The 20115-nt window shown below is 64.3% G+C and carries 17 protein-coding genes; 16 read left to right on the forward strand and 1 reads right to left on the reverse strand.

Annotated elements, in window-relative coordinates; all coding sequences use genetic code 11:
- From FK256_RS14085 to FK256_RS14160, 16 genes are all read left to right on the forward strand, one after another.
- The coding region (locus FK256_RS14085) for a hypothetical protein (protein WP_211343591.1) at positions 1 to 1424 on the forward strand (1424 nt) is incomplete at its 5' end.
- 333 nt (positions 1425 to 1757) lie between these two features.
- Positions 1758 to 2222, forward strand: coding sequence for a hypothetical protein (locus FK256_RS14090; RefSeq protein ID WP_141425187.1), 465 nt, complete (start codon positions 1758 to 1760; stop codon positions 2220 to 2222).
- A 139-nt stretch (positions 2223 to 2361) separates the two neighbouring features.
- A complete protein-coding gene (locus FK256_RS14095) occupies positions 2362 to 3132 on the forward strand; it encodes a hypothetical protein (protein WP_141425188.1) in 771 nt (256 codons plus the stop codon).
- A 184-nt stretch (positions 3133 to 3316) separates the two neighbouring features.
- Positions 3317 to 3532 carry a hypothetical protein gene (locus tag FK256_RS14100; protein ID WP_009234674.1) on the forward strand — a complete coding sequence of 72 codons (216 nt, stop codon included), beginning with the start codon at positions 3317 to 3319 and terminating at the stop codon, positions 3530 to 3532.
- Between the two features lie 159 nt (positions 3533 to 3691).
- Entirely contained in the window at positions 3692 to 4372 is a 681-nt protein-coding gene (locus tag FK256_RS14105) for a TcpE family conjugal transfer membrane protein (protein WP_141425189.1), read from the forward strand.
- Between the two features lie 42 nt (positions 4373 to 4414).
- Entirely contained in the window at positions 4415 to 8005 is a 3591-nt protein-coding gene (locus FK256_RS14110; protein WP_141425190.1) for an ATP-binding protein, read from the forward strand.
- Between the two features lie 101 nt (positions 8006 to 8106).
- Positions 8107 to 11628, forward strand: coding sequence for a hypothetical protein (locus FK256_RS14115; RefSeq protein ID WP_141425191.1), 3522 nt, complete (start codon positions 8107 to 8109; stop codon positions 11626 to 11628).
- A 15-nt stretch (positions 11629 to 11643) separates the two neighbouring features.
- The gene (locus tag FK256_RS14120; protein ID WP_141425192.1) at positions 11644 to 12492 is read left to right on the forward strand and encodes a hypothetical protein; all 849 of its coding nucleotides are present in this window, start codon (positions 11644 to 11646) and stop codon (positions 12490 to 12492) included.
- Positions 12493 to 12529: 37 nt separating this feature from the next.
- Positions 12530 to 12997: a hypothetical protein gene (locus tag FK256_RS14125; protein ID WP_141425193.1), complete on the forward strand. Its 468-nt coding sequence runs from the start codon at positions 12530 to 12532 to the stop codon at positions 12995 to 12997.
- A gap of 80 nt (positions 12998 to 13077) precedes the next feature.
- Positions 13078 to 13515 (forward strand): hypothetical protein, encoded by a 438-nt coding sequence (locus tag FK256_RS14130; RefSeq protein ID WP_141425194.1) that lies wholly within the window; start codon positions 13078 to 13080, stop codon positions 13513 to 13515.
- Positions 13512 to 14876: a nuclease-related domain-containing protein gene (locus FK256_RS14135; RefSeq protein ID WP_141425195.1), complete on the forward strand. Its 1365-nt coding sequence runs from the start codon at positions 13512 to 13514 to the stop codon at positions 14874 to 14876. The genes FK256_RS14130 and FK256_RS14135 overlap by 4 nt, the downstream gene beginning before the upstream one ends.
- 57 nt (positions 14877 to 14933) lie before the next feature.
- Positions 14934 to 15845: a hypothetical protein gene (locus FK256_RS14140; protein WP_141425196.1), complete on the forward strand. Its 912-nt coding sequence runs from the start codon at positions 14934 to 14936 to the stop codon at positions 15843 to 15845.
- Positions 15846 to 15873: 28 nt separating this feature from the next.
- Positions 15874 to 16302: a hypothetical protein gene (locus FK256_RS14145; protein ID WP_021605108.1), complete on the forward strand. Its 429-nt coding sequence runs from the start codon at positions 15874 to 15876 to the stop codon at positions 16300 to 16302.
- 64 nt (positions 16303 to 16366) lie between these two features.
- Positions 16367 to 17434, forward strand: a complete 1068-nt coding sequence (locus tag FK256_RS14150; RefSeq protein WP_141425197.1) for a hypothetical protein — start codon at positions 16367 to 16369, stop codon at positions 17432 to 17434.
- Positions 17431 to 18855, forward strand: a complete 1425-nt coding sequence (locus tag FK256_RS14155; RefSeq protein WP_141425198.1) for an NlpC/P60 family protein — start codon at positions 17431 to 17433, stop codon at positions 18853 to 18855. The genes FK256_RS14150 and FK256_RS14155 overlap by 4 nt, the downstream gene beginning before the upstream one ends.
- Before the next feature lie 22 nt (positions 18856 to 18877).
- Positions 18878 to 19585, forward strand: coding sequence for a hypothetical protein (locus FK256_RS14160; RefSeq protein WP_141425199.1), 708 nt, complete (start codon positions 18878 to 18880; stop codon positions 19583 to 19585).
- Between the two features lie 105 nt (positions 19586 to 19690).
- Here FK256_RS14160 and FK256_RS14165 read toward each other — a convergent pair.
- On the reverse strand, positions 19691 to 20115 hold a 425-nt coding region (locus FK256_RS14165; protein ID WP_170197986.1), incomplete at its 5' end, for a hypothetical protein.

Here is a 20115-nt window from a genome sequence, read left to right on the forward strand (position 1 = left end):
TGGTGGGGGTTGTGGGTGATGTTCCGGGGTATGCGGTGTTCACTGATCCGTGTGCGGCGCGGACTCATGGTCTGAGGGCCCCGCGGGCCCCCCACGACCAGAACCAGAACCAGAACCAGGGCCAGGGGCAGGGGCAGTCGGATCAGAGCGACCAGAACCAGAACCAGGATCAGGAGAAGAACCAGGGCCAGGGGCAGGGCCGGGATCGGGGCCAGGACTCATCCTCCACCGCCAGCGCCGGTGCCGCCGGTGGTGCTGGCGCTGCCGGTGAGGACGATGGTGGTGACGGTGATGCTGCTGCTGGTTCAACCGGTACCGGTGCTGGTGGTGGTTCTGGTGGTGTGGTGGGTGTGGGGCCGGTTCTGGAGTGGTGGGACTCCATGAAGGTGCTCATGGAGCAGGTCGGCTCCGCCGCCGCCCGAGGAGCCCGCCAACAACTCACCCAACAAGCCCAACAGAGCATGCCGAAGGCTATTCACATCCCCTTCTCCCCGCATGAGGAGGTCCCCCCTGACCCGAAGCAGGAGGCAAGCCTGAACCGTAAGGTGGAGGAGAAGGCGCTCAAGCTGTTCAGGCGTCGTGAGGGTGGGAAGAACGATCTGTTGACTTTGCCGCGTGATCGTCGGCCCAGTGCGGGTGAGGTGCGGATGTTTCATGAGTTGGAGGGGGCGTTGCGTCGGGCGAGTTTCCGTGAGCGGGACAAGGCCAAGGTGGCTTTCGATCGTCCTCCGGGTCGGATGTCGGGTCGGGATATGGTCCAGCGTCGGGCTCAGATCCAGATGGGGCAGGTTCCCACGGCCAGGCCGTGGCGCAGGCAGGTCTACGCCCATACCCCCTCGCCGACCATCCACACCCTCATCATCACCAACGCGGGTAGGGAGATGGGGTGGGTTCGTAGGCCTATCGAGGGGATCGTGTGGGCTGTGGCTCGTGCGGTGGGGGCCCTGGGCGGTAGGGCTGATGCCCTGACCGCTGGTGGTGGGGCGTTGACCGAGGCTGGGCGCATCCCCAACCGCGTCCCCCAAGTACGCACCGAGGGCTACACCGGCAACCTGCGTCTGGCATTGCGGTTGGGGGTGGATCATTTGGGTCTGACCACCGCCAAGGGCGTGCGCTCCATCTTCATCATCACCGACGGATGGGATAAGTATTCGCCCTATGATCACTCGGCTATCTCCCGGGATCTGCGGGGGTTGTTGGAGGCCGGGATCCATATCACCTGGATCACCTTCCACCCCCAGGGCGGGCAGGACCATCAGGCCCCGCCTCCCACCGATCTGGATTGGTTACCCCAGGGCGTGGCCCGCATGCCCATCACCGGCCAGCACCACGTCGCCCGCGACCTAGCCGCCGCCATCGGAGGCACCCTCACCCACCACACCACCAACCACCCAACCCCTCGGCCGGGGTCCTGGGGGGAGTGATGCCTCGAAGGATCGGTTAAGACTCCTCGTCCCGTTACTCGTCGGTTGGGGCGGGGCATGCGCCTGTAGTGTGCCGATTATGAGCGCTGAAAGATCTGTCGCTGTCACGTCCAGATCCGTGCGCTCGTGGACACTTCTGCACGTGGGTGGTGAGTGGACGTGACCTCGATCTATCCCGTGAACCGGGACGGGGATACCGCTGAGATACCCGTCGTGCCTCCTCCCGTCCATCCTGGTGCGCCCTCTTGGCAGCAGGAGCCCTATGAATCCGAGCCGGTTCGGCGGATGCCATGGTCCTCAGGCGAGAGCCGAGAACTGGAGAAGAGTTCATCGGTGCGCCGCTGTTCACCACTGACGCGCCGTCGGGCCTTCACCACCTGCATCGGTTTCGTCTTCATCTCCCTGGTTCTGTTCCTCGGTGCCCGATGGGGGGAGAACCTGGGACTGTCTTATGGTGCAAGTCGTCTGGCCTGGCAGCTTCCCCTGGCGGGATGTCTGACCCTGGTCTTGCCGGCCCTGATCCGTATGCGCATCCCCATGGCCTGGTCCTTGCCCCTTGTCCTGGCCGCCGGAAGCTGTTGGACGGCGTGGGTGGCGTGGGATCACGCCGGCGAACCCGTCCCCAACACCTGCGGAGCGCTCGGAGAGCTGATCGGCACCTGCGACTTCACCGTCTATCCATGGTGGCTCGCCGTACTGTTCATGTCCGTACTCACTCTCAAGTGTTTGTTGCTGGCCTGGAGCGTCTACGAGGACTCCATCACCGTGATCGAGGTCGACAGGAGCCATACACGGTAGAAAGCGATGCCCTCCGCCTCGCTGTCCGCATGTTCAAATCTAGAATGCACAGGAAATGATGGCTGATCATGTGTTGCCTGAAGCGGGTGCGGATGGTCCGTGAGGGTGGTCCTGTGCCCGAGTGTTCCGAGGAGCTCTGATGAAGGAAGTCTCTGAAGTTCGTCCGGAGAGGGGCGCAGGACACCCCTCGGTGCACGGAAACCTAACCTGGCTGCTGTCCCAGGGACTAACTGTCAATCAGATCGCCTACAGCCTGGGCACCGATGATGAGACCATCCGGTGCGTCCTGGCCGACCCGGACACCCCGATGAGCCCCTCCACCCAGAGGCTCCTGAGTTCCTTGAGCTCCCACCAGGTTGCGCGGATCAACAATCTCGTCGCCGTTGACGACTTCAAGGAGCGTATCCAGCTCCTGACTCTGGATGGATGCCTGGTGGAGGACATCGAGCGGACCCTCGATCTGCGGCCCGGCGCTCTGCGCACGCACCTGCCCGTGTGGGTGGATATCACCACGGGGCCCGGGATGGCCTACGGCTTGACGATTGAGCAGGTCGACTCCCCCAGGGTCCCCGCGGCCCTGACCTGGGGGCGCCTGCAATCTCTGGAAACCATGGGGTGGGGCCGTACCGACGTCGAGGCCGTCATCGGTCCCGACCTACCCGATGACGCCGAGGGGCTCATTGACCGAGGCGTGGCCCAGGACGTCGTCGTCTACTGGCGCTCCTACTCGAGCCGGCTCAACCCTTTGGGGACGGAACTGGCTCAGAGGCGTCGCACCGAGGGTGTACGGGCTCCCGCCGACTGGGATCCGCCCGACGCTCTGCTGTGGTGGCCGCCCTCCGAGCTGCGCCACCTGCTGGATCTTGCTCCTGACGAGCTCGTCTGCGGCCCCTCCCCCGTCAGAAGATGAGACGGTCGCGGCTGCGACCCATGTTGCAGTAAGACTCCGTCGAACGGGCGGAAGGTTGCCCTCGAGTCTCGAACCGACCCTGTAGACGGCCCTCTTCTCCTTGCGAAGCCCTGCAACGGCGATGGTGTGGATACAGTGCGGAGGTCACAACGTCACTCTCCCGATCGAAAACTAGGAGCTCTCCATGACGTTCGTTGGAATAGTTAGTGTGGTCTCTGGTGTCTTGGCCCTCATGGTGTGGGCCAAGACCAAGCGGCCCGGCATGGCCATCGGTGTCATCATCGGTGGCGGCATCGTGATCGCGGCCAAGGACACGGCCGTGATGACGTCGGTGGGTACAGCCGTGGGAACGGTGATCACCAACGTCGCGAACGCTCTTCCCGGCCTCATGGGAGGCTGAGCCCACTGGAGGTACAGGGCGAGTCCGTAACCGGCAATGGATACGGGCCCGCCCTTCTTCCAATGAACGGGTGGGGAGGAACCATCCCGACGAGCAGTCCGACGACGGATTCACCAGCGCTCGTCCCGTGGCGGCAGCGGATCCGGAAGGTGCAGGAGAATGGCTAAGGACGAGGACGGCGATGACCTCATGGCCCAGGGCCTGATCGGCATGTCCTACGACAGCGTGTTCGCGATCCGTAAGCGCGTGCGCAAGTTCGGTGACTTCACCATCCCCCTGCGCGGCGGGCTGACCTACGCCCAGCTGGGGACCGGCCTGATCACTCTGGTGGTCATGTTCTTCGTCTACGCCATCGTCGTCGCCCCCCTGTCGGCAGCCATGCGCCTGAGTCCCCTGAGCAACCTGGGACTCATGGCCTTTGTTCTCTTCGCTCCGCCAGTGATCGTGGCCCAGCGCATGATCGCACCCATGCCCCACGGTAAGACCATCGGCGGATACCTGCGCTCCCTGATGCGATTCACTTTCGATGACAAGGTCTACCGGCGCGGGCGCCCCATCGACACCCCCACCATCCACCGCGAGGGGCCGATGCGCCACGATTGGATCGTGTGGGAACCCGCCGAGGAGTTCTCCGAGGAGTTCTCCACGGACCTGCTTCTGACCCGGGAGAGCATCGAGAGGCGGTTCACCGGGACCGTCACCGATCTGGCCTCCGCCCAGCAAAGCGTGTCCCGCCAGCACCTAGCCGACGAACGGGCCCGGGCCGAACGCGACGCCGTATCGGAGAAGGACGACTACGAGCTGCGCCATACCGACGCCTCGGGCGTCACCGGCCTGTGAGGCCCCCGTCGAAGACTTGAAGCAAGAAGAAAGGCGCCTACGTTGTCCGCTACCGGTTTCCTGTCCACCGTCCTGTCACAGGCCACCCGACGGGCCCGGGCCCTCAAGGAGATCAGGAATGAGGACGACGCGCGCCTGGTATCCAAGAGCGATGCGGGCCCGTGCCGGTTGCCCATCGTCTTCAGCAACGACTCCTTCTTCCTGACTCGGGACGGGGCCTGGACCGGCATGAGGATCCCCACCAAGTCCTCTGGGTTCCTCTCGGCCCGAGCCCGCCAGGAGTACTACCGGTCGGCTCAGAAGGTCTTCGCTAAGGACCTGCCCAAGGAGAAGGAGAACGCCGGCCAGATCCTGGTGACCAACCGCGTGGTGTCCATGGACGAGTGGGAGACCCAGATCCTGGACCCGACGAGCAAATACAACCCCAATCTCACCTCCGGCTATCAGGCTTATGTGCGCGAGGCCCGCAGGAACATCGAGGCGTCCTCCTTCTCCCAGCCCGAGACCTACCTCTTCGTACGGCAGGGCTCCCGGGGCGGTACCGGGGTCACCAAGATCGTTAATCAGGTCGTCGATTTAGTTCTGGCCGGAGCGGGCATGGACGATTCCCAGCCTGACAAGGAGGAGGTCTCCTACTGGGAGCCCCAGGCCGCCAACCTGCGCCGGACTTTGTCATCGACATGGCTCCAGGCCCAGCCCGTCACCCGTCGCGAGCTGGAGTGGGTGGTGCGCCACCAGGACATGCCCGGATTGCCGACCCCGGACGTGTCTCCCTCCGACGAGCAGGAGTGGGGCGCGGGGGCCTGGCGCACGGCGTTGTCGTCCTACACCGAGGAGATCCCCTTGGGGATCATCAACAGGAGGCGCTACTACGGCCTGCGCGTGGATGGCCCCACGGGTGCGGGAACCTCCTACGTCGCCTTCCTCCCCATCGCCTCCATCCCGCAGGCGGTGCGCTACGACGCGAACTGGCTGGACTTCGCCTCCAAGACGGACTTCCCCGTCGACATCAACCTCCATTTCGAGGTCATCGGCGCCGCCGCCGTCGAGCGCCAACTCGACAAGGCCACGGAGACCGCCGAGGCCCAGCTCGACGAAGCCGCCGACGTCGGTGCTCAGGACTCCGTGACCGCCACTCAGCACGCCCAGCTGGACCAGACCCGCACCCAGATGGCGATGAACAAGTCCCCGATGGTCTACTGGCAGGCGGTCATGTCTGTCTACGCCGACGACCGAGAGACCCTTCTGGACCGGATCTCTTCGCTCATCCAGCACTACAACGCCATCCACTTCGAGCTCGTCTGCCCCGACAAGGACCAGCGGGAGCTTTACTTCCAGTCCTTCCCCGGGGCCCCGGTGACCCTGGACGACTGGTTCCACCGCACCGACACCCAGTTCTTCGCGGCTTGCCAGCCCTGGCTGAGCCAGGCCATCGGCAACAGCGTCGACATCCCCGGCGACTATCAGGGCTACAGCCTGGAGGTCGACTCCTCCGGGAATCTCAAGCGCGGCCGGCCCTTCTTCTTCAACCTCTTCTCCGTGGTCGATGGACAGGGCAAGGCCCCCACCGAGGGTGTGGTCGCCTCCCCGGGAGCCGGTAAAAGACTTCCCTTGATCACCCCCATCCTGCGCGAGGATGGGACTTGGACCACGATGGGGGATCTACGGGTCGGTGACCGCATCTGGTCGACCCACGGCCCCACCGCAGTCACCCGCCTGTCCCCCATCAAGGAGGACGCCCCGGCCCTGCGCATGGTCTTCGACGACGGCACTACTCAGGTGTGCGACCCCGAGCACCGATGGACCTTCATGGGCCCCGACGCGCTCTCCTGGCCCGTCCTCGACCAGAACGAGCCCGATGGCGCCCTGAGCAGCCTGCTGACGAGCAGTGACCCCGAGGACACCACCACGCCCGAGCAGCTGGCGACCCTAGCTGGGGACAGTCAGCGCGCAGAGGACTACCTCAGGGCCTCGGAGCGCCTCCGATCCGATGGATCGGGACAGTTCAGGATGCGGGATCTGTGCCGGGAGGTCCTGGAGGACCGCGGCGTGGATATCAGTGCCTGCGGGATCACCATCACCGCGCAGAAGGCCCGCACCCTCCTCGATGAGGGGCGCGCCCTGAACCTGCCCCTGGCAGATCCGTTGACCCTGCCTGAGACCGTGGGGAGGCCGGGCGCCTCTGATGTTCTGGCCCTGGCCCGGCTAGTCACCGCCGGCAGCGCCTCCTCGGCCGACGTGGAGTCGGCCCTCACGTGGCCGGAGCATGACCGCCGCCTCCTCCTGGAAGCGGTTTTGGGTGATCCTGAGGGCCTGGCCGCCGATGACGACGTCGTGGAAGCTCTGGCCACCCTCGCCGCCGCCACCGCCACCGGCGTGGTCACCTCCCCAGGGCGCATTCGCGCCACTGGCTCCACCAGCCGCCGCCTGATCGCTATCGAGCCCGTCCCATCGGTGCCCATGCGATGCATTACGGTCGACTCCTCCGACCACCTCTACCTGGCGGGCACGCGGCTGCTACCCACCCACAACACCGTCTCCCGGGGACTCAAACCCGTCCACGAGGACGCCCTGCGCGGGGTCACGCAGTACGTGTGGGACCCCAAGGGAGACTTCCGCCCCCTGTTCAACAGCGCCCGTGAACTCATGCTCGACCCGGACAAGGTGCGCCTGATCGACCTGGGAGACCCCAAGGTCTCCATCTCCCTGGACGCCTTTACCGTCGCCGAGTACGACCCGGACAACCTCATCGACAGCCGTGAGTCCAGCGCCCGTGAGGTTCTGCGCCTGCTGGCCCGCGAACAGACCAGCAACGAGAACCCCGCGGCGATTACCTACCGTGGAGTGATCGACCAGGCCGTCTCCGCGGTCATCGAGGCTGAGAAGACCACGCAGGTCGCCCCCACCATGCAGGGGATCCTGGCGGTACTGCGTGACTGGAGGGAGGAGATCAACCTTCCCCCCTTCCGGCGCGAGGAAAAGAAGGAGAACTTCATCGACGCCGTCGAGGACCTCCTTCGACAGTACGAGGCCATCGCCCGCGACTCCATGGGGCGCCTGCTGTTCCTCGATCCCAACCAGGGAGGGTCCCTGGACGTCGAGGAGGGCGTGCTGACCATCTTCGTGGCCATGAAGCTCAAGACCACCGACCCCGGTGAGGAGCAGACTCCCACCACCGTCGTCGGCGACACCATCGCCGCCATGATGGTGGACTACATCCGCTCCCTGCTGTCCCGGCTGCCCATTCCTGTGCAGAAGTCCGCCACCTTCGACGAGTGGCACGTCATCAAACGCACCAAGCGGGCCGACGCCCTGGTCGACTGGCTGCGGCGCATGGGCCGCTCGCGCCGTTGCGCCGTACGGCAGATGTCCCAGTCCGCCAAGGACCTATCCGCTTCCTCCCTGGCCTGCGTCTGGATCGGCTGGTCCACCGAGGAGACCGAGGCGGAGGCCTCCTGCGACCTACTGGGCATCGAGAAGACCACCGCGAACGTCGAGACGATTATGCACCTGAACAAGGGTGAGTTCATCTTCCGCGACGGATTTGGGCGCCTGGCCAGGGTCTTCGTCGACTTCTGGGACACCAGCGTCCTGGAGATCTTCCGGACCGAGGCCATGGCCCAGGCTGCCTGAGGGGGATGCGCTGCCGGTAGACCCCCGACCGGCGGCCGACCGGATGGTCAGCAGGGGGTGCGTAGATACACTCCCCCGGCACACACATCAGGAGGAATCCAGTGGTCGCCACTCCCGCCCTCACGGTCCCCACTACCGCCCTGGGAGACCTGGTCCGCGCCCAGTACACCCCGTCGCGCAGCCGCCGCCTGACGGCCAAGGCGGTTCGGATGATCGCGGTGCTGTCCATCGTCCTGGTCGCCGCGGGAGCTATCGGCGCCACCACCGCTCACGCCTGGATCGTGGACGATGCGGTCTCGAAGATTGTCAACTTCTGCTCGCCCAACGATGTGGTCACTCCGTCGAACTCCTTCGGCGGACTGGACGGGGCTTTCGGCCTGAACGCATTCTCTGCCGATAATATCGATGCTCAGAAGACCGTCCTCCCTGACGTGCACGGCGGCTACGCAGATAAAAGCGCTATTGACGCCAGCTACTACCGATACGGGTTCTCGGCGCTCAAGCTGCACTCGTATGGGACCGGGTGCGGAGACCTCATCGCCCGATATATTCCCGGGCTGTACAACATCGCCCTGACGATGTTCGTCTACCTTCCCGTCGCACTGACCATGCTCATGGTCAACCTTGCTCTAGGGTCGATTCTGGGGACGTTCTTCTCAACTCTGCTGTCCCCGCTGTTCATCGCCCTGTCCCAGGTGATGAAGCCGATCGTGACGATTCTGGCCCCCTTCGGCACCCTTTACGCCTTCGTCAAGTATCGAGAAAGGGTAGGAAAGGTCACAGCTGCCGGCGTTTACGCCCTCGTCTGCGCCGGATTCGTTTACTGGGGAGCCAACGGGAACTCGGGAGCCCTGCAGAAGATCGTCAATTCATCCGACAAGATTGTCTCCGGCGCCGTCGGAACCGTGACCAGCCAGATTGCCGACAGCATGTTCCCTCCGGTTGCCTCTGCGTCCACGGGAGACAATGGGACCAATATCGCCTACGGTCAGGCGAGCGGGGCTAAGAATAAAACGGCCAAGCCTGCGGCGGCTATCAATAACTCCTTGTGGAAGGGGATTCCCCTGGCCACCTGGTCGACGGCTCAAATGGGGTCTGAAATGACTGAGTCTGCTGCCAACGGTGATGGTAATGCCAAAGCCTGGCAGAATCGCCTTCTCAACGCCAACCACATCGGTATGGCCAGTAAGAACACGGTTGACGGGGATGGTCTGATCGTCCTGGCCGGGGTGGAGGCCTGGAACAGCCGCTCCTACGCTTTCGACGGCAAAGATACCAAGACGGATGCGTGGACTGAGGGGTGGGACCCGGAGGTTGATGGAGATATCGCGGGCAGTAAGTCTGTAATCGCATGGCAAGCCGTTCCTCAACTGGCCGATGTTGGAGTCCTCTGCGGCGACAACATGGACAAAAGTCAGAAGAGGGGATGGACTGGCGGGGGTACGTCCGACCTTCAGCAGAACAAGTGGATGTTCAACGGTTCATGCACTCCCAATGATTCTAACGCTGCCTGGATCAACTACTACAAGGGGAGTAGCTGGCCCGCGACCGGAAGCACCATTATGACTGGTGCCCTGGGGGCGATCCTGGTGATGGTCGTGTGCCTGCCTGTGGCTTTCTACGTCGCCCTGCAGAAGGCCCTGATGTACTGGCTTCTCATCTTCTCGGTGGTCTTCATCGGTATTGCCTCCTTCGGTGATGAGAAGAGGCAGAGATTTGCTAAGGCCTACTTTGGGGAGTTCTTCTCCTCAGTCATGAAGCAGGTTGGCGCCGTTGCCTCCCTGGTGATTCTGTCCTACATGGTGGCTGCGATCATCCTGTCCTCCGGAATCCCGGCGATCATCAAGCCGATGATGATTCTCATCCTGGGGTCCTCGCTGTGGCTGCTGGCGCTCATCGCCCGCAAGATCGCTAAGGCGGCCATCGCCGGGGACGCCTCCATCGTCCACAGCACCGCCAGGGCTCCCGTGACAGCGGCCAAGACTGCGGCTAAAGCCGCAGCCCTGGCTGGGGCGGCGGCGGCCACAGGTGGTGCGGCCCTGGGCGCCGTGGGCTTCTCGGCCACCGGAGCGACTGGCATGCAGGCCGTCGCCGCAGGAGCGAAGGTCGCCAAGGGGGCGATTGCCGCCAGCGGGGGCCTGAAGGGGGCCACGCTCAAGAGCGCCAAGGCGATTCTGACCAACCCATCGGCTCGCGGTCACCTCCCCAACCTCCTTCCCGGCAGGATGGGGCAGATGGCCAGCAAGGCCCTCAGTGCTTCCGATCTGGTCTCCTCGGCCATGAAGCCTCCCTCCAAGGAGGACAAAGAGCGCATGGCCAAAGATCCCATCGCTCAGACCGCCAACTACCTGCATGAGTCTGCGCAAGGGCCAGGACGTAAACCAACCCCCCTGGGCCCCCGGGCCACAGGTAAACAGCATCGAGCACTGGGACGTACCCCCACTACCGATCCGAAGACCCTGCGGGAGCACGGCCAGGCCATCGGGTACCCAAGTTCCGACCGGACCATCGGCACGGCCGTGTCCCCTCACTCGGTGCAGTCCCCCGTGAACAACCGCAGGACCAACGAGGCTACGGGTGAAATCATCAAAGATATGACTGCCCAAGTTGCTGCTGCTAATAAAGGGAAAGGTACTATAACTCAGTATGGAAACGCTGTTCAGGGTGGTATGGATCAATCCAGTAGCCAGTTTCTGGAAGGGATGCCCACTAATGAAAGTATGGCCCCAGATTCTAAGTATGTAAAAAATAATGCGGAAATGATTTCTGCAATCGCCGATGGAGATGCTAACAATATTCCAGCTGCTGCAGCTACTCTTGCTCGATATGAACAGGCTCGAGAACGTTGGGGAGAATTGATTGGCGATGCCGATCAATCACTATCCCCCCTCAATAAGCAGTTGACTGGTCATATTCGGCAAGGAGGTGATTTGGAGGCGTTTGCTGATATCAAAGCAGAAGAAGCTGCCGCAAACCCTCAAGCTTTGATGGATATGGTTCTTAATCCCACAAAAAATGTGTACGGTGATGGTGAAAATATTCTAGGAAATCTTGATGTTCGCCATCCTGCTGCCGCTCCTTTGCAGGCTGCGGTTGGCGCTATCACTTCAGGAGATGAGCAGGGATACAATAATGCATTGAGTCATCTGTCTGCGGCAATTCAAAATAGTGGAGAATTGCCTTCTGTGGTCGTTGGTGCACATGCCAAGGATGGCAGTGAATTGGCGGCAAGGTCGGCGGATACGATTGTGGACGCTGCCTCTATGGCTGCTGTCTGGCAGCCCCCAGAAAACCCTGCGGAATGGGGGGATTACCGCACGACAATGAAGGCTATGGAGATGTCTTTGTCTGAGGATTTCCAGGACTCTCCATCCGGTAAGGCTTTGCATAATCTCAATACAGTTCTGGCTAACCCGGCCTCCACTATCGATGACATCCGTACTGCTGGTGGGACGTTGGTGAATACCGTTAACACTGAGGTGTCCCTCGGTACGGCGAACAGCAAGGCTTTCGAGTTGGCTGGATTATCGCGCAACGCTCGCGCTAAGGATGTCTTCACAGCCGCCGATTACGCCTCCCGCCCCGGGTTCAAAGACATCAAGGGCGGGTTCGGTGACCTGTAGGGAAGGAAGAGCCCCGTGGAGATCAAGCCCACCTCGACCACGCGCACTCACCGCGGCAAAAGGCTCGTACGCAGCCTGACCCTCACCGGGGTGCTGACCGTGGTGGCCTCTCTGACCATGCTCAACGCCACCGCATCTCGGACCAGCGCCTCGAATGTGACGGTTACGGCCGACGGCACCCAGATGGCGCTGATGACAGAGCCGCCGCAGGATGGCACCACCGTTCAGCGGGAGGCCTGGCGGGAATCGGTACTGGCCGACCCCAACGTCCTGGGGGACAACGCTCCCGGAACTGTCGCCCAGTCCTCCGACTCTCGGCACATCTTCCTGCGTGCCAAAGACAGCGATGACCCGGGAAGTGTTACTGACACCGCCTCATCCTCCCCCACCGCTACTTCCCAGGAAGAGGGCCAGGACCGGCCTCTCAGCGACAAGGAAAAGGAGGCCATCGCCGCTGCCGAGAAGGTCGTCAAACCCATCGCCGAGCAGGTGGCCCCCGTCTACGCCACCTACTCGGTCAATAGCGGGCAGGCCGCCTGGGTGGAATCCATTTCCACGGCGGTGACTAAGAGCGGAGCGTTGATGGGGCCCGACCTCAAGACCTCCCTGGAGGCCGGGGCGAGTGAGACCTGGCCTGCCGTGCAGTCCGCCCACGTGACCTCCACCGCCCGGGTCTATCCCGGGCGGGCCCCGGCGGTATGGGTGTCCCCGGACCTATCGGGAGCCCGAGTGGTGGTTCCGGTTCAGCAGACGGTCAGCATGGACGGCGTCCCCAAACGTGTCGTCTACCCCATGGTGACCATTAACCTCGCGCCCAACGAGGACGGATCCTCTTGGCAGGTGGTCTCCCTATCCTCCCGCTGAAAGCTCTGCATCTCCGCGACAGGAAGGAGGGGCCAGCGTGCCCGCACACACAGCCCCCGCTCCCCGACGGCAGATGAGCCGTCCGACGCTGCTGGCCGCCCGCACCCTTATCCGAGTTCGGCGCCTGTGGAGCGCCGTCTCCACGATCCTGACGGCCATGGCCTGGATGGTCTCCCTCATACCCGCTTGGGCCCCCCTGTGCGCCTACCCCAATATGCAGGACATCGGTATGATCGCGGGAATATCTACCGGCCTGCTCGCTTCGGTATCGGCTGCTTACTTCCCCACTCGCACCCCCGCCTGGCGCACTATCGCCTGGGCCTGGTTGGCCAGCATTCTCTGCGGCGCCGTCACCCTGCTCGCCACCCTTCACGGGATGCTCCAGTACGCTCCCTGGCCCACCCTGGCTGCTGTCGGAGCCGCCTTCCTGGTTGTCGCCGCCCGCACCCACTCCACGGCCCGCACCCTTGTGGGATTGGCTCGAGACCTGTGGTGGATGCGTTGAAATCTGTGTTGAGACCCGGGATCCCCTTGCGTCGCCCGGTCGCCTCCGCCCTACGGACATGGAAACTCACCATGATCGGCGTGGGGGTACTTGTTGTCATCTTCCTTATCGCCTGCGCCGCCACCCTGATGGTCTTGCGCCACCAGGCCGGACGTCAGGAGAAGGAGTTCAGCGCCTCCCACCGCAGCACCGATGTGGCCGACTCCCTGACCTGGGCTGTGGGCTGCCTGAATGACGCTGCTATGAACTACTGCAGCCCCAAGGACGTCACTAAGGCAGGCCAGGAGCTCCAGACCCTGGCCCCCTCCACTGCATTGAGCGTCGACGGGCGCACGCAGACCCCTTCGCCGACCGACCTGCCCACAGCCCTCAAGGAGATCGGTACCCAGATGCCCACCGCCTGGAAGCCCACCGATACCGGCGTCGGCGCCACCCTGGACGGAGCCCGCTGGGAGATGACAGTCGAGGACAATAGGATCACGGCCATCACCGTTACCACCCAGGGCGGTTCAACGTGATCTCCCCCATCACTCTGGCCCACGTGCGCCGGGCTGGGTTGTCCCTGCGCACCTGGCGCGACCAGACCCTTGCCTCCGCCCTGGACCCCGGTTACAGCCCGAGATCCCACCGCAGGTCTCTGTGGATCACCTGGGGCGTCATGGCCGCCGCCGGTACTGCGGGCGCGATCCTGGCCGGGGCGTGGTGGGCTCCCCTGGTCGCCGTCACGGCGACGGTCGGGGAATGGTGGATTGCCCACCGTACTGCACACCCCCGTCTGGCGGATGATCCGCCGTGGTGGGGGTCGGCCGCTCTGGCCTGCACTTCCTGGTGGGGGCTGGCCGCCACGGTGTGCGCCATCGCCTGCGGTGCAGCTATGGACATCTGGCTGCGGACCTGGCGCCACACCTCCATGCGGGCCGCCATCGCCGCCGCCACTGCTGCCTGTGCTCTGGCCGCCGGGACCCTGGCCGTGTGCGTCCTCACCGCCGCCTGGGCCGTCTACCTGGCCTGGTGCGTCCAGCGGCTCAGAGGAGCCCACCCGCGCAAGGCCACCACCCCTCCGCCTCCGGATCTGCCCCTGCGGGCCGCCCTGCGCTGGGAACGGGCGACCACCCGTCGCGGAAACGGGCGGGCCGAGCCGATGCGCGCCACCCTGGCCAAGGTCGTGGGAACCGACTCCCCCACTGCCAGGCAGGTCGCTATCAAACAAGAGGGCCTGGCAGCCGAGTTGGCCTCGGGAGTGGCCTTAGCCCACCTGCCCCGGGGATACAGGGTCATGCACGACCTAGCTCTGCCCGGAGCCCGCACCGCCAATATCGACCACCTCATCATCGGTCCCACCGGGATCGTCGTCGTGGACACCAAGGTCTACGGAGGTCCCACCAATCCCGTTGGTGTGGGCTACCTTCATGGGCGCTTCGCCGCACAGGACTCCCGTGGGGGCCTGCGCGACCTCACTGAATCCATCATCCAGATTCTGTGGGCTGCCCGAGCCGTTTCCCAAGCACTGGGAGGACTGCCCGTGCGCGCCGTGATGCTCATCCACCATGCCGATGTCCAACCCGGCCTGGTCGCGGCCGACCAGGACGACCAGACCGTCACCATCACCCTGACCGACCTAGATTACCTCGACGACGCCGTCACCGCCTCCCCCACCACACTGAGCGATCCCTGGGACAAGGAGCAGATCGGGGAGGTCTGCGGCCACGCCCACCAGATCCTCACTGCCGCAGACGGTAGGGAAGTCATCGACCTACCCACCACCGGACCGGGGCGCCCCCTGTCCGGGGAGATCCAGCCCCCGCCCGTGGTCCTATGTCCCACCCGCTTCTCCATCCCTGTAGACCACTGCTCCCCCACTCCGCCGCTGGAGCAGTGAGTCCCACCGACTACCCTGCTGATCAGGCCACCTGGAAGGAAAACCGAAGGACTCCTGATGCCCCGTACCATGCCCCGCCTGGGCCTCAATGCCACATCTGAGCAGGCCCAGGAGACTGCCGCGGAGGCGCTCGATGCTCAGGCGGCCGCCAAGGAGACCGCCGCCTACCAGGAGAACCTCGCCATCGATACGGCCGCCGCCCAGAGCACCTCCCGCAGGTCCTTCGAGGCCCACGCCCTCATTCCGCGCACCATCACCGACAACGTCTCACCCAGGACCCGCTCCTCCTTCAAGGAGGCCCACCAAGTGCGGTCGGCGTCCGGATACTCCCGGCGCGCGCGATCAGCTGATCGCAATCGCACCTTCGAGCACGCTTCCATGGCGCGCAGCAAGTCTCTGGCCGCTCTTCGTGACGAGGGGTCCCGGGAAACCACGATCGGGATGCTCAACACCCACCTGCGCCATGCGGACGGAGACCCCCGCCGGATGCCCAAGAACCTCCAGCGCCGCCAGCAGGACATCGACTTGACCATCCGCGTCGCCGAGCGCGCCAATACCCGCGAGCACACCGTCTACGTCGCAGCAGATCTGACCGGGATGCCGGGAAAGACTCCGAGGCAGAAGATCGCCAAGGCCCGGAAGATGATCCAGCGGGGTGAGGACGCCTACGCCGTTCAGGGATACATGGTCGGATCACTGGACATGGGGGAAGTCGTCAGCAAGGACAACGACTCCGAAGTCATCATGGAGATCAAGACCGCTGCCGGCGTCTACCTGGGAGGCTCAGATTCCAAAGGCTCCGATGCTACCCACCTCATTTCCCGCAACCGCTATCTCCTGCCCGTATCCGTCCAGGAGAACGTCCCCTACCGGCGAGCCGACGGCACCACCGCGACCCGTACCGTCATCCAGATGCAGGACGTGACTCCCGACGTATGGGCCTCCACCACGGACACCATCACCACCTGAAAGCCGCTACAAGGAAGGACCAAGGACAATGAGCAGCAAGGCAAGACGTATCGTTAACCCCTACACCGGAGAGCTCCTGCCCGAGGGCTACTACATGGAGGAGCACCGCATCGTGGCCCCCGACGGCTTCGCCTACCCCCGCAACGCCACGACGGACCAGGAGGACTACTGGCGCGAGGCCGACGCCGCTGCGGCCAGGGACATGAGAGAGCTGGCCAAGCCCTACGCCTCCCGTGAGGAAATGCTCGCCGACCTGCACCGCGACCCGCCCAAGGGCTACACCCGGTTCATGGCCTCTGGAGGAAAGGTCAGGCCTCAGCAAGTCGCCGGTACCGTCGTCGAGCTGCCGGGCCTGGACATCAAGTCCATCCGCGCCAAGCGGGCCGCCCTGCCCGACCAGGACACCGCCGAGTCCACCCCGACAGATCCTGTCACTCCTCCCGACGTCATCCCCTGATCCCAGTATCGGCCATCTCTCCGCCGTACCCCGAACCGACTCTGCCCCCGAGGACGCCCGACTCATGCTGACCCGACGCGCACTCCTGACGGCCGCGACCGCGGCCGGGCTCGCTCTGACCGGGTGCACGAAAACCTCAGGAGGCTCGGGGAAGACCACGCCTGCATCCTCCGCCCCCCTGGCGACCCTCGCCTCCGCTCCTGCCTGGCATGTCGACCTGGCCGGTGCCCGCATCACCGATTACCACCCGAGACTGGGGGTCCTGGCCATCACCTCCGCCAAGGAGTCCGCGACTCTGACCGCCGTATCGCCTGACGGTACCGACGGGTGGCGCACCACCCTGACCACCACCGATCCCGCCTCGGTGGACCTGGCCTGGATCGCCGCGGGCACAGCCGACCTGATCGCCGCCTTCGACAAGTCAGCCACCACTCTGACCATCTGGGACGCCACCAGTACCAGCCCGCGCCTGAGCGAAACCGTCACCGATGCCCGCCTGGGGGCCACTGGGTTACTGGCCATCGCCGTCGACGGAACGCTCAGGACCCTGACTCTCACTGGAGGCACCGTCCCCTACCTGACCCCCCTTCAGTCCCTCGGCACCCCACTGGCGGCCACCACCACCGGCCACTACCTTCTCCTCAACGAGTCCGGCGCCCTAACACTCGACGGTCACCTCCTGCCCGACTGCGGACAGGGAACGCCGAAGGCGGTCACTCTGACCCAGTCCATCGCGGCAGCATCCTGGTCCTCCCTCACCGTCGCCTGGACCACGTCGGCGACCACGGTCGCCAAGGTAACCGCTGACGTCAAGACCCCACAGCGCCGCCCCGTCACCGGGGGGACGTGGAGTACGTGGGGGGCCGCGGCCTGGATCTACCAGGGCAAGACCGTCACCGTCACCGACCCGGTCGCGGCCGTTCTCGACGGGGCTGCCTATCAGACCGCCGCCAAGGGCTCAGCCGTCATCGACCTGGACTCTGGAGCCACCGTCACCAGCGGCGCCATCACCCCTGTCGGGACCCCCAACACTCAGGACCGCCTCATCGCCTTCGATGGCGCCTCGCTGGCCTCCTGGCCTCTTCGAAAGGCGTCCTCGCCGACATCGACCAGTACGCAGGAGACAACGTGAGCAAGGTCCAGATCTCCCACGTCATCGACAGCGGCAAAGGTAAGATCGGCGGCCTGATTATCCTGGCCCTGGTTCTGCTCCTGACCCCCATTCTCATCATCACCATTGCCGGGGTCGCGGTCATCGGCGCCGCCGGAATCGGCGGCGTGCAGAGCGCTCAGATGGAGAACAATGAGAAAATGGGCGGTGACGGTGGCAATGGGTGCTCCACCACCGTATCGGGCCAGACCGGCTCCTCGAATGCGGGAACCTCCACCGACCAGGACATCAACAGCAACGTCCGCACCATCATCGGGGTCGGAAAAGGCCTGGGGATCAGCGATGTCGGCATCAAGATCGCACTGGTCACCGCCCAGAAGGAGTCCAGCCTACGCAACCTCGCCAATGACGGCGTCCACGGCCCAGAAGACGATGCTGGGCAGTGGCCGGCCGAAGGTGCCGATCACTATCTCAACATCGCCAAGAAATCGATGGAAAAGCCCAACGGCGGCAAGGGGAGCGAACACGACTCCGTCGGCATCTTCCAGCAGCGAGTGGCCTACTGGTGGCCCGGCTCCTACGACGACACCGACAAGCTCATCACCACGATGATGACTCCTCAGTACCAGGCCACCGTCTTCTTCATCGGCATTCACGGCGACGGCGGTCTTAAGGGCAAGACCGATGTGTGGAACGCGCACGGCTCCCTCAGCGGTAGCGAGGTCAACTCCGCCGTCCAGGCCGTCCAAGGGGCGGCAGCTGGAACCGTCGGCCAGGCGCAGGACTTCTGGAATGATGCCGAGGCCTACTACAACGCCAACGCCGACGCTCCGGCCATCAATATGACCCCCGAGCTCACCTCCCTCATCGGCTCCTCGGGGAACGAGGCGAGCGGGGGCGGCGGCTCCGGGTCTGGCAACGGCTCCAGCCGGAAGTCCAACTGCGGTAAATCAGGAGGTCGCTCCGTAGGAAATGCCACCGGAGTTGCCAAGAAGATCCTGGAGAATGCCTATGCCCAGGACCACTTCCCCTACCAATGGGGCGGCGGAGATACCAACGGACCCACCACGGGAACCAACAAGTGGCCTGGCGTTAGCGGCTTCGACTGCTCCGGCCTCGTCCTCTACTCCGTCTACCATGCCACCGACGGCCAGGTCTCCCTGCCCCATTTCTCGGGAGCCCAGGAGGACTATTACAAGAGCCAAGGTTGGGTCTACACCTCTGGTGGAGGCACCAATGTCCCGCCACAGGCCCAACCCGGCGATATCGTCTTCTTCGGCAGTGAGCACGTCGCCATCTATGCCGGAGAGGTTGATGGCGCCCCCAAATACTTCCAGGCTTCGTGGAACAACGGTCCGGCCGAGCAGGAGAAGGACATCGGTTTCGGGGACGTCGGCCGTGCGTGGACCTCCTGGGGACGCACCGGCGGACTCAACGGATGACCTGATATACGAGGAGGAGCCCATGAACACTTGGAACATCCGCCCCATGGCCGCAGCACTGCTCCTGGCCCTGGCCGCCACCTGCTCGGCCTGCACCTCCACCCGCACTGCGGCACCGACCACTCCATCCACCGACCAGTCCCCCGCTGCTGCCGCAGCCACTCAGGCCGCCGGCTCTCAGGGGACCGCCAGCACCGCCGCTCCAACACCGACTCCCAGTGAGCCATCCTTGAAGGAATGGGCCTCCAGCGCGGCCACCGGAGTCGGACCCGCCCAGGGGAACGGGGCCACCTCCCTTCCCATTCCCGACGAAGCCATCACGGCCGTCACCGGTTACCTCAACGTCGACGCTAACAAGGACTCCACCACCCAGACCGACGTCGACGCCTGGATCGAGCAGATGAAGGCCTACTCGGTCGAGGACTACTCCGCCGCCTCCCGCAAGAACACCTCCGCGGGTGCCGCCTGGAACGACGCCCACGCCAAGGGCGCCTCTCTAGCTGCCAAAGTCACCATTGACAAGTGCACCCGACCACCGGGGTGGGGGGACGAGTCCATGGTTCTGGCCTGCACCACCACCACTACCGTCACCGACACGTCCGGCAATTCCCTCAGCGAGACCTCCCTGCCACCCTCCTGGAAGAACAGAAGAACCACCATGCAGTACGAGATGACCCAGGACGGAGGAACCTGGAAAGTCAAGGCGGTATCCGTCGCCTCAGCCGGTTAAAGCTCTTTCTCGAAGGACGCAGAGTACTGCAATATGGTGACAGCATGGTTGCTTCACATGATGGTTTCATCATGTGAAGCAACCATGACTGGACCGGTGATCGGCTTACGAGAACTGCCCGGACGTAGACGGGGTTGGGTGGTTGGTGGTGTGGTGGATGAGGGTGCCTCCGATGGCGGCGGCTAGGTCGCGGGCGACGTGGTGCTGACCGGTGATGGGCATATGGACCACGCCCTGGGGCAACCAATCCAGATCGGTGGGGTCCGGCGGTTCCCCCTGGGGGTGGAAGGTGATCCAGGTGATATGGATCCCGGCCTCCAACAACCCCCGCAACTCTCGGGAGACCATGGTGCGCTCATAGGATGAGTAGGTCCCGCCCTTGGCGTCGGTGATGATGAAGATGGAGCGCACGCCCTTGGCGGTGGTCAGACCCAAATGATCCACCCCCAACCGCAACGCCACCCGCACATGTGTGATGAAGTTCTCGGTGCGTACTTGGGGGACGAGTTTGGGGATGCGCCCAGCCTCGG

The sequence above is a fragment of the Actinomyces johnsonii genome (assembly GCF_006546835.1).
Classification (GTDB): Bacteria; Actinomycetota; Actinomycetes; order Actinomycetales; family Actinomycetaceae; genus Actinomyces; species Actinomyces johnsonii.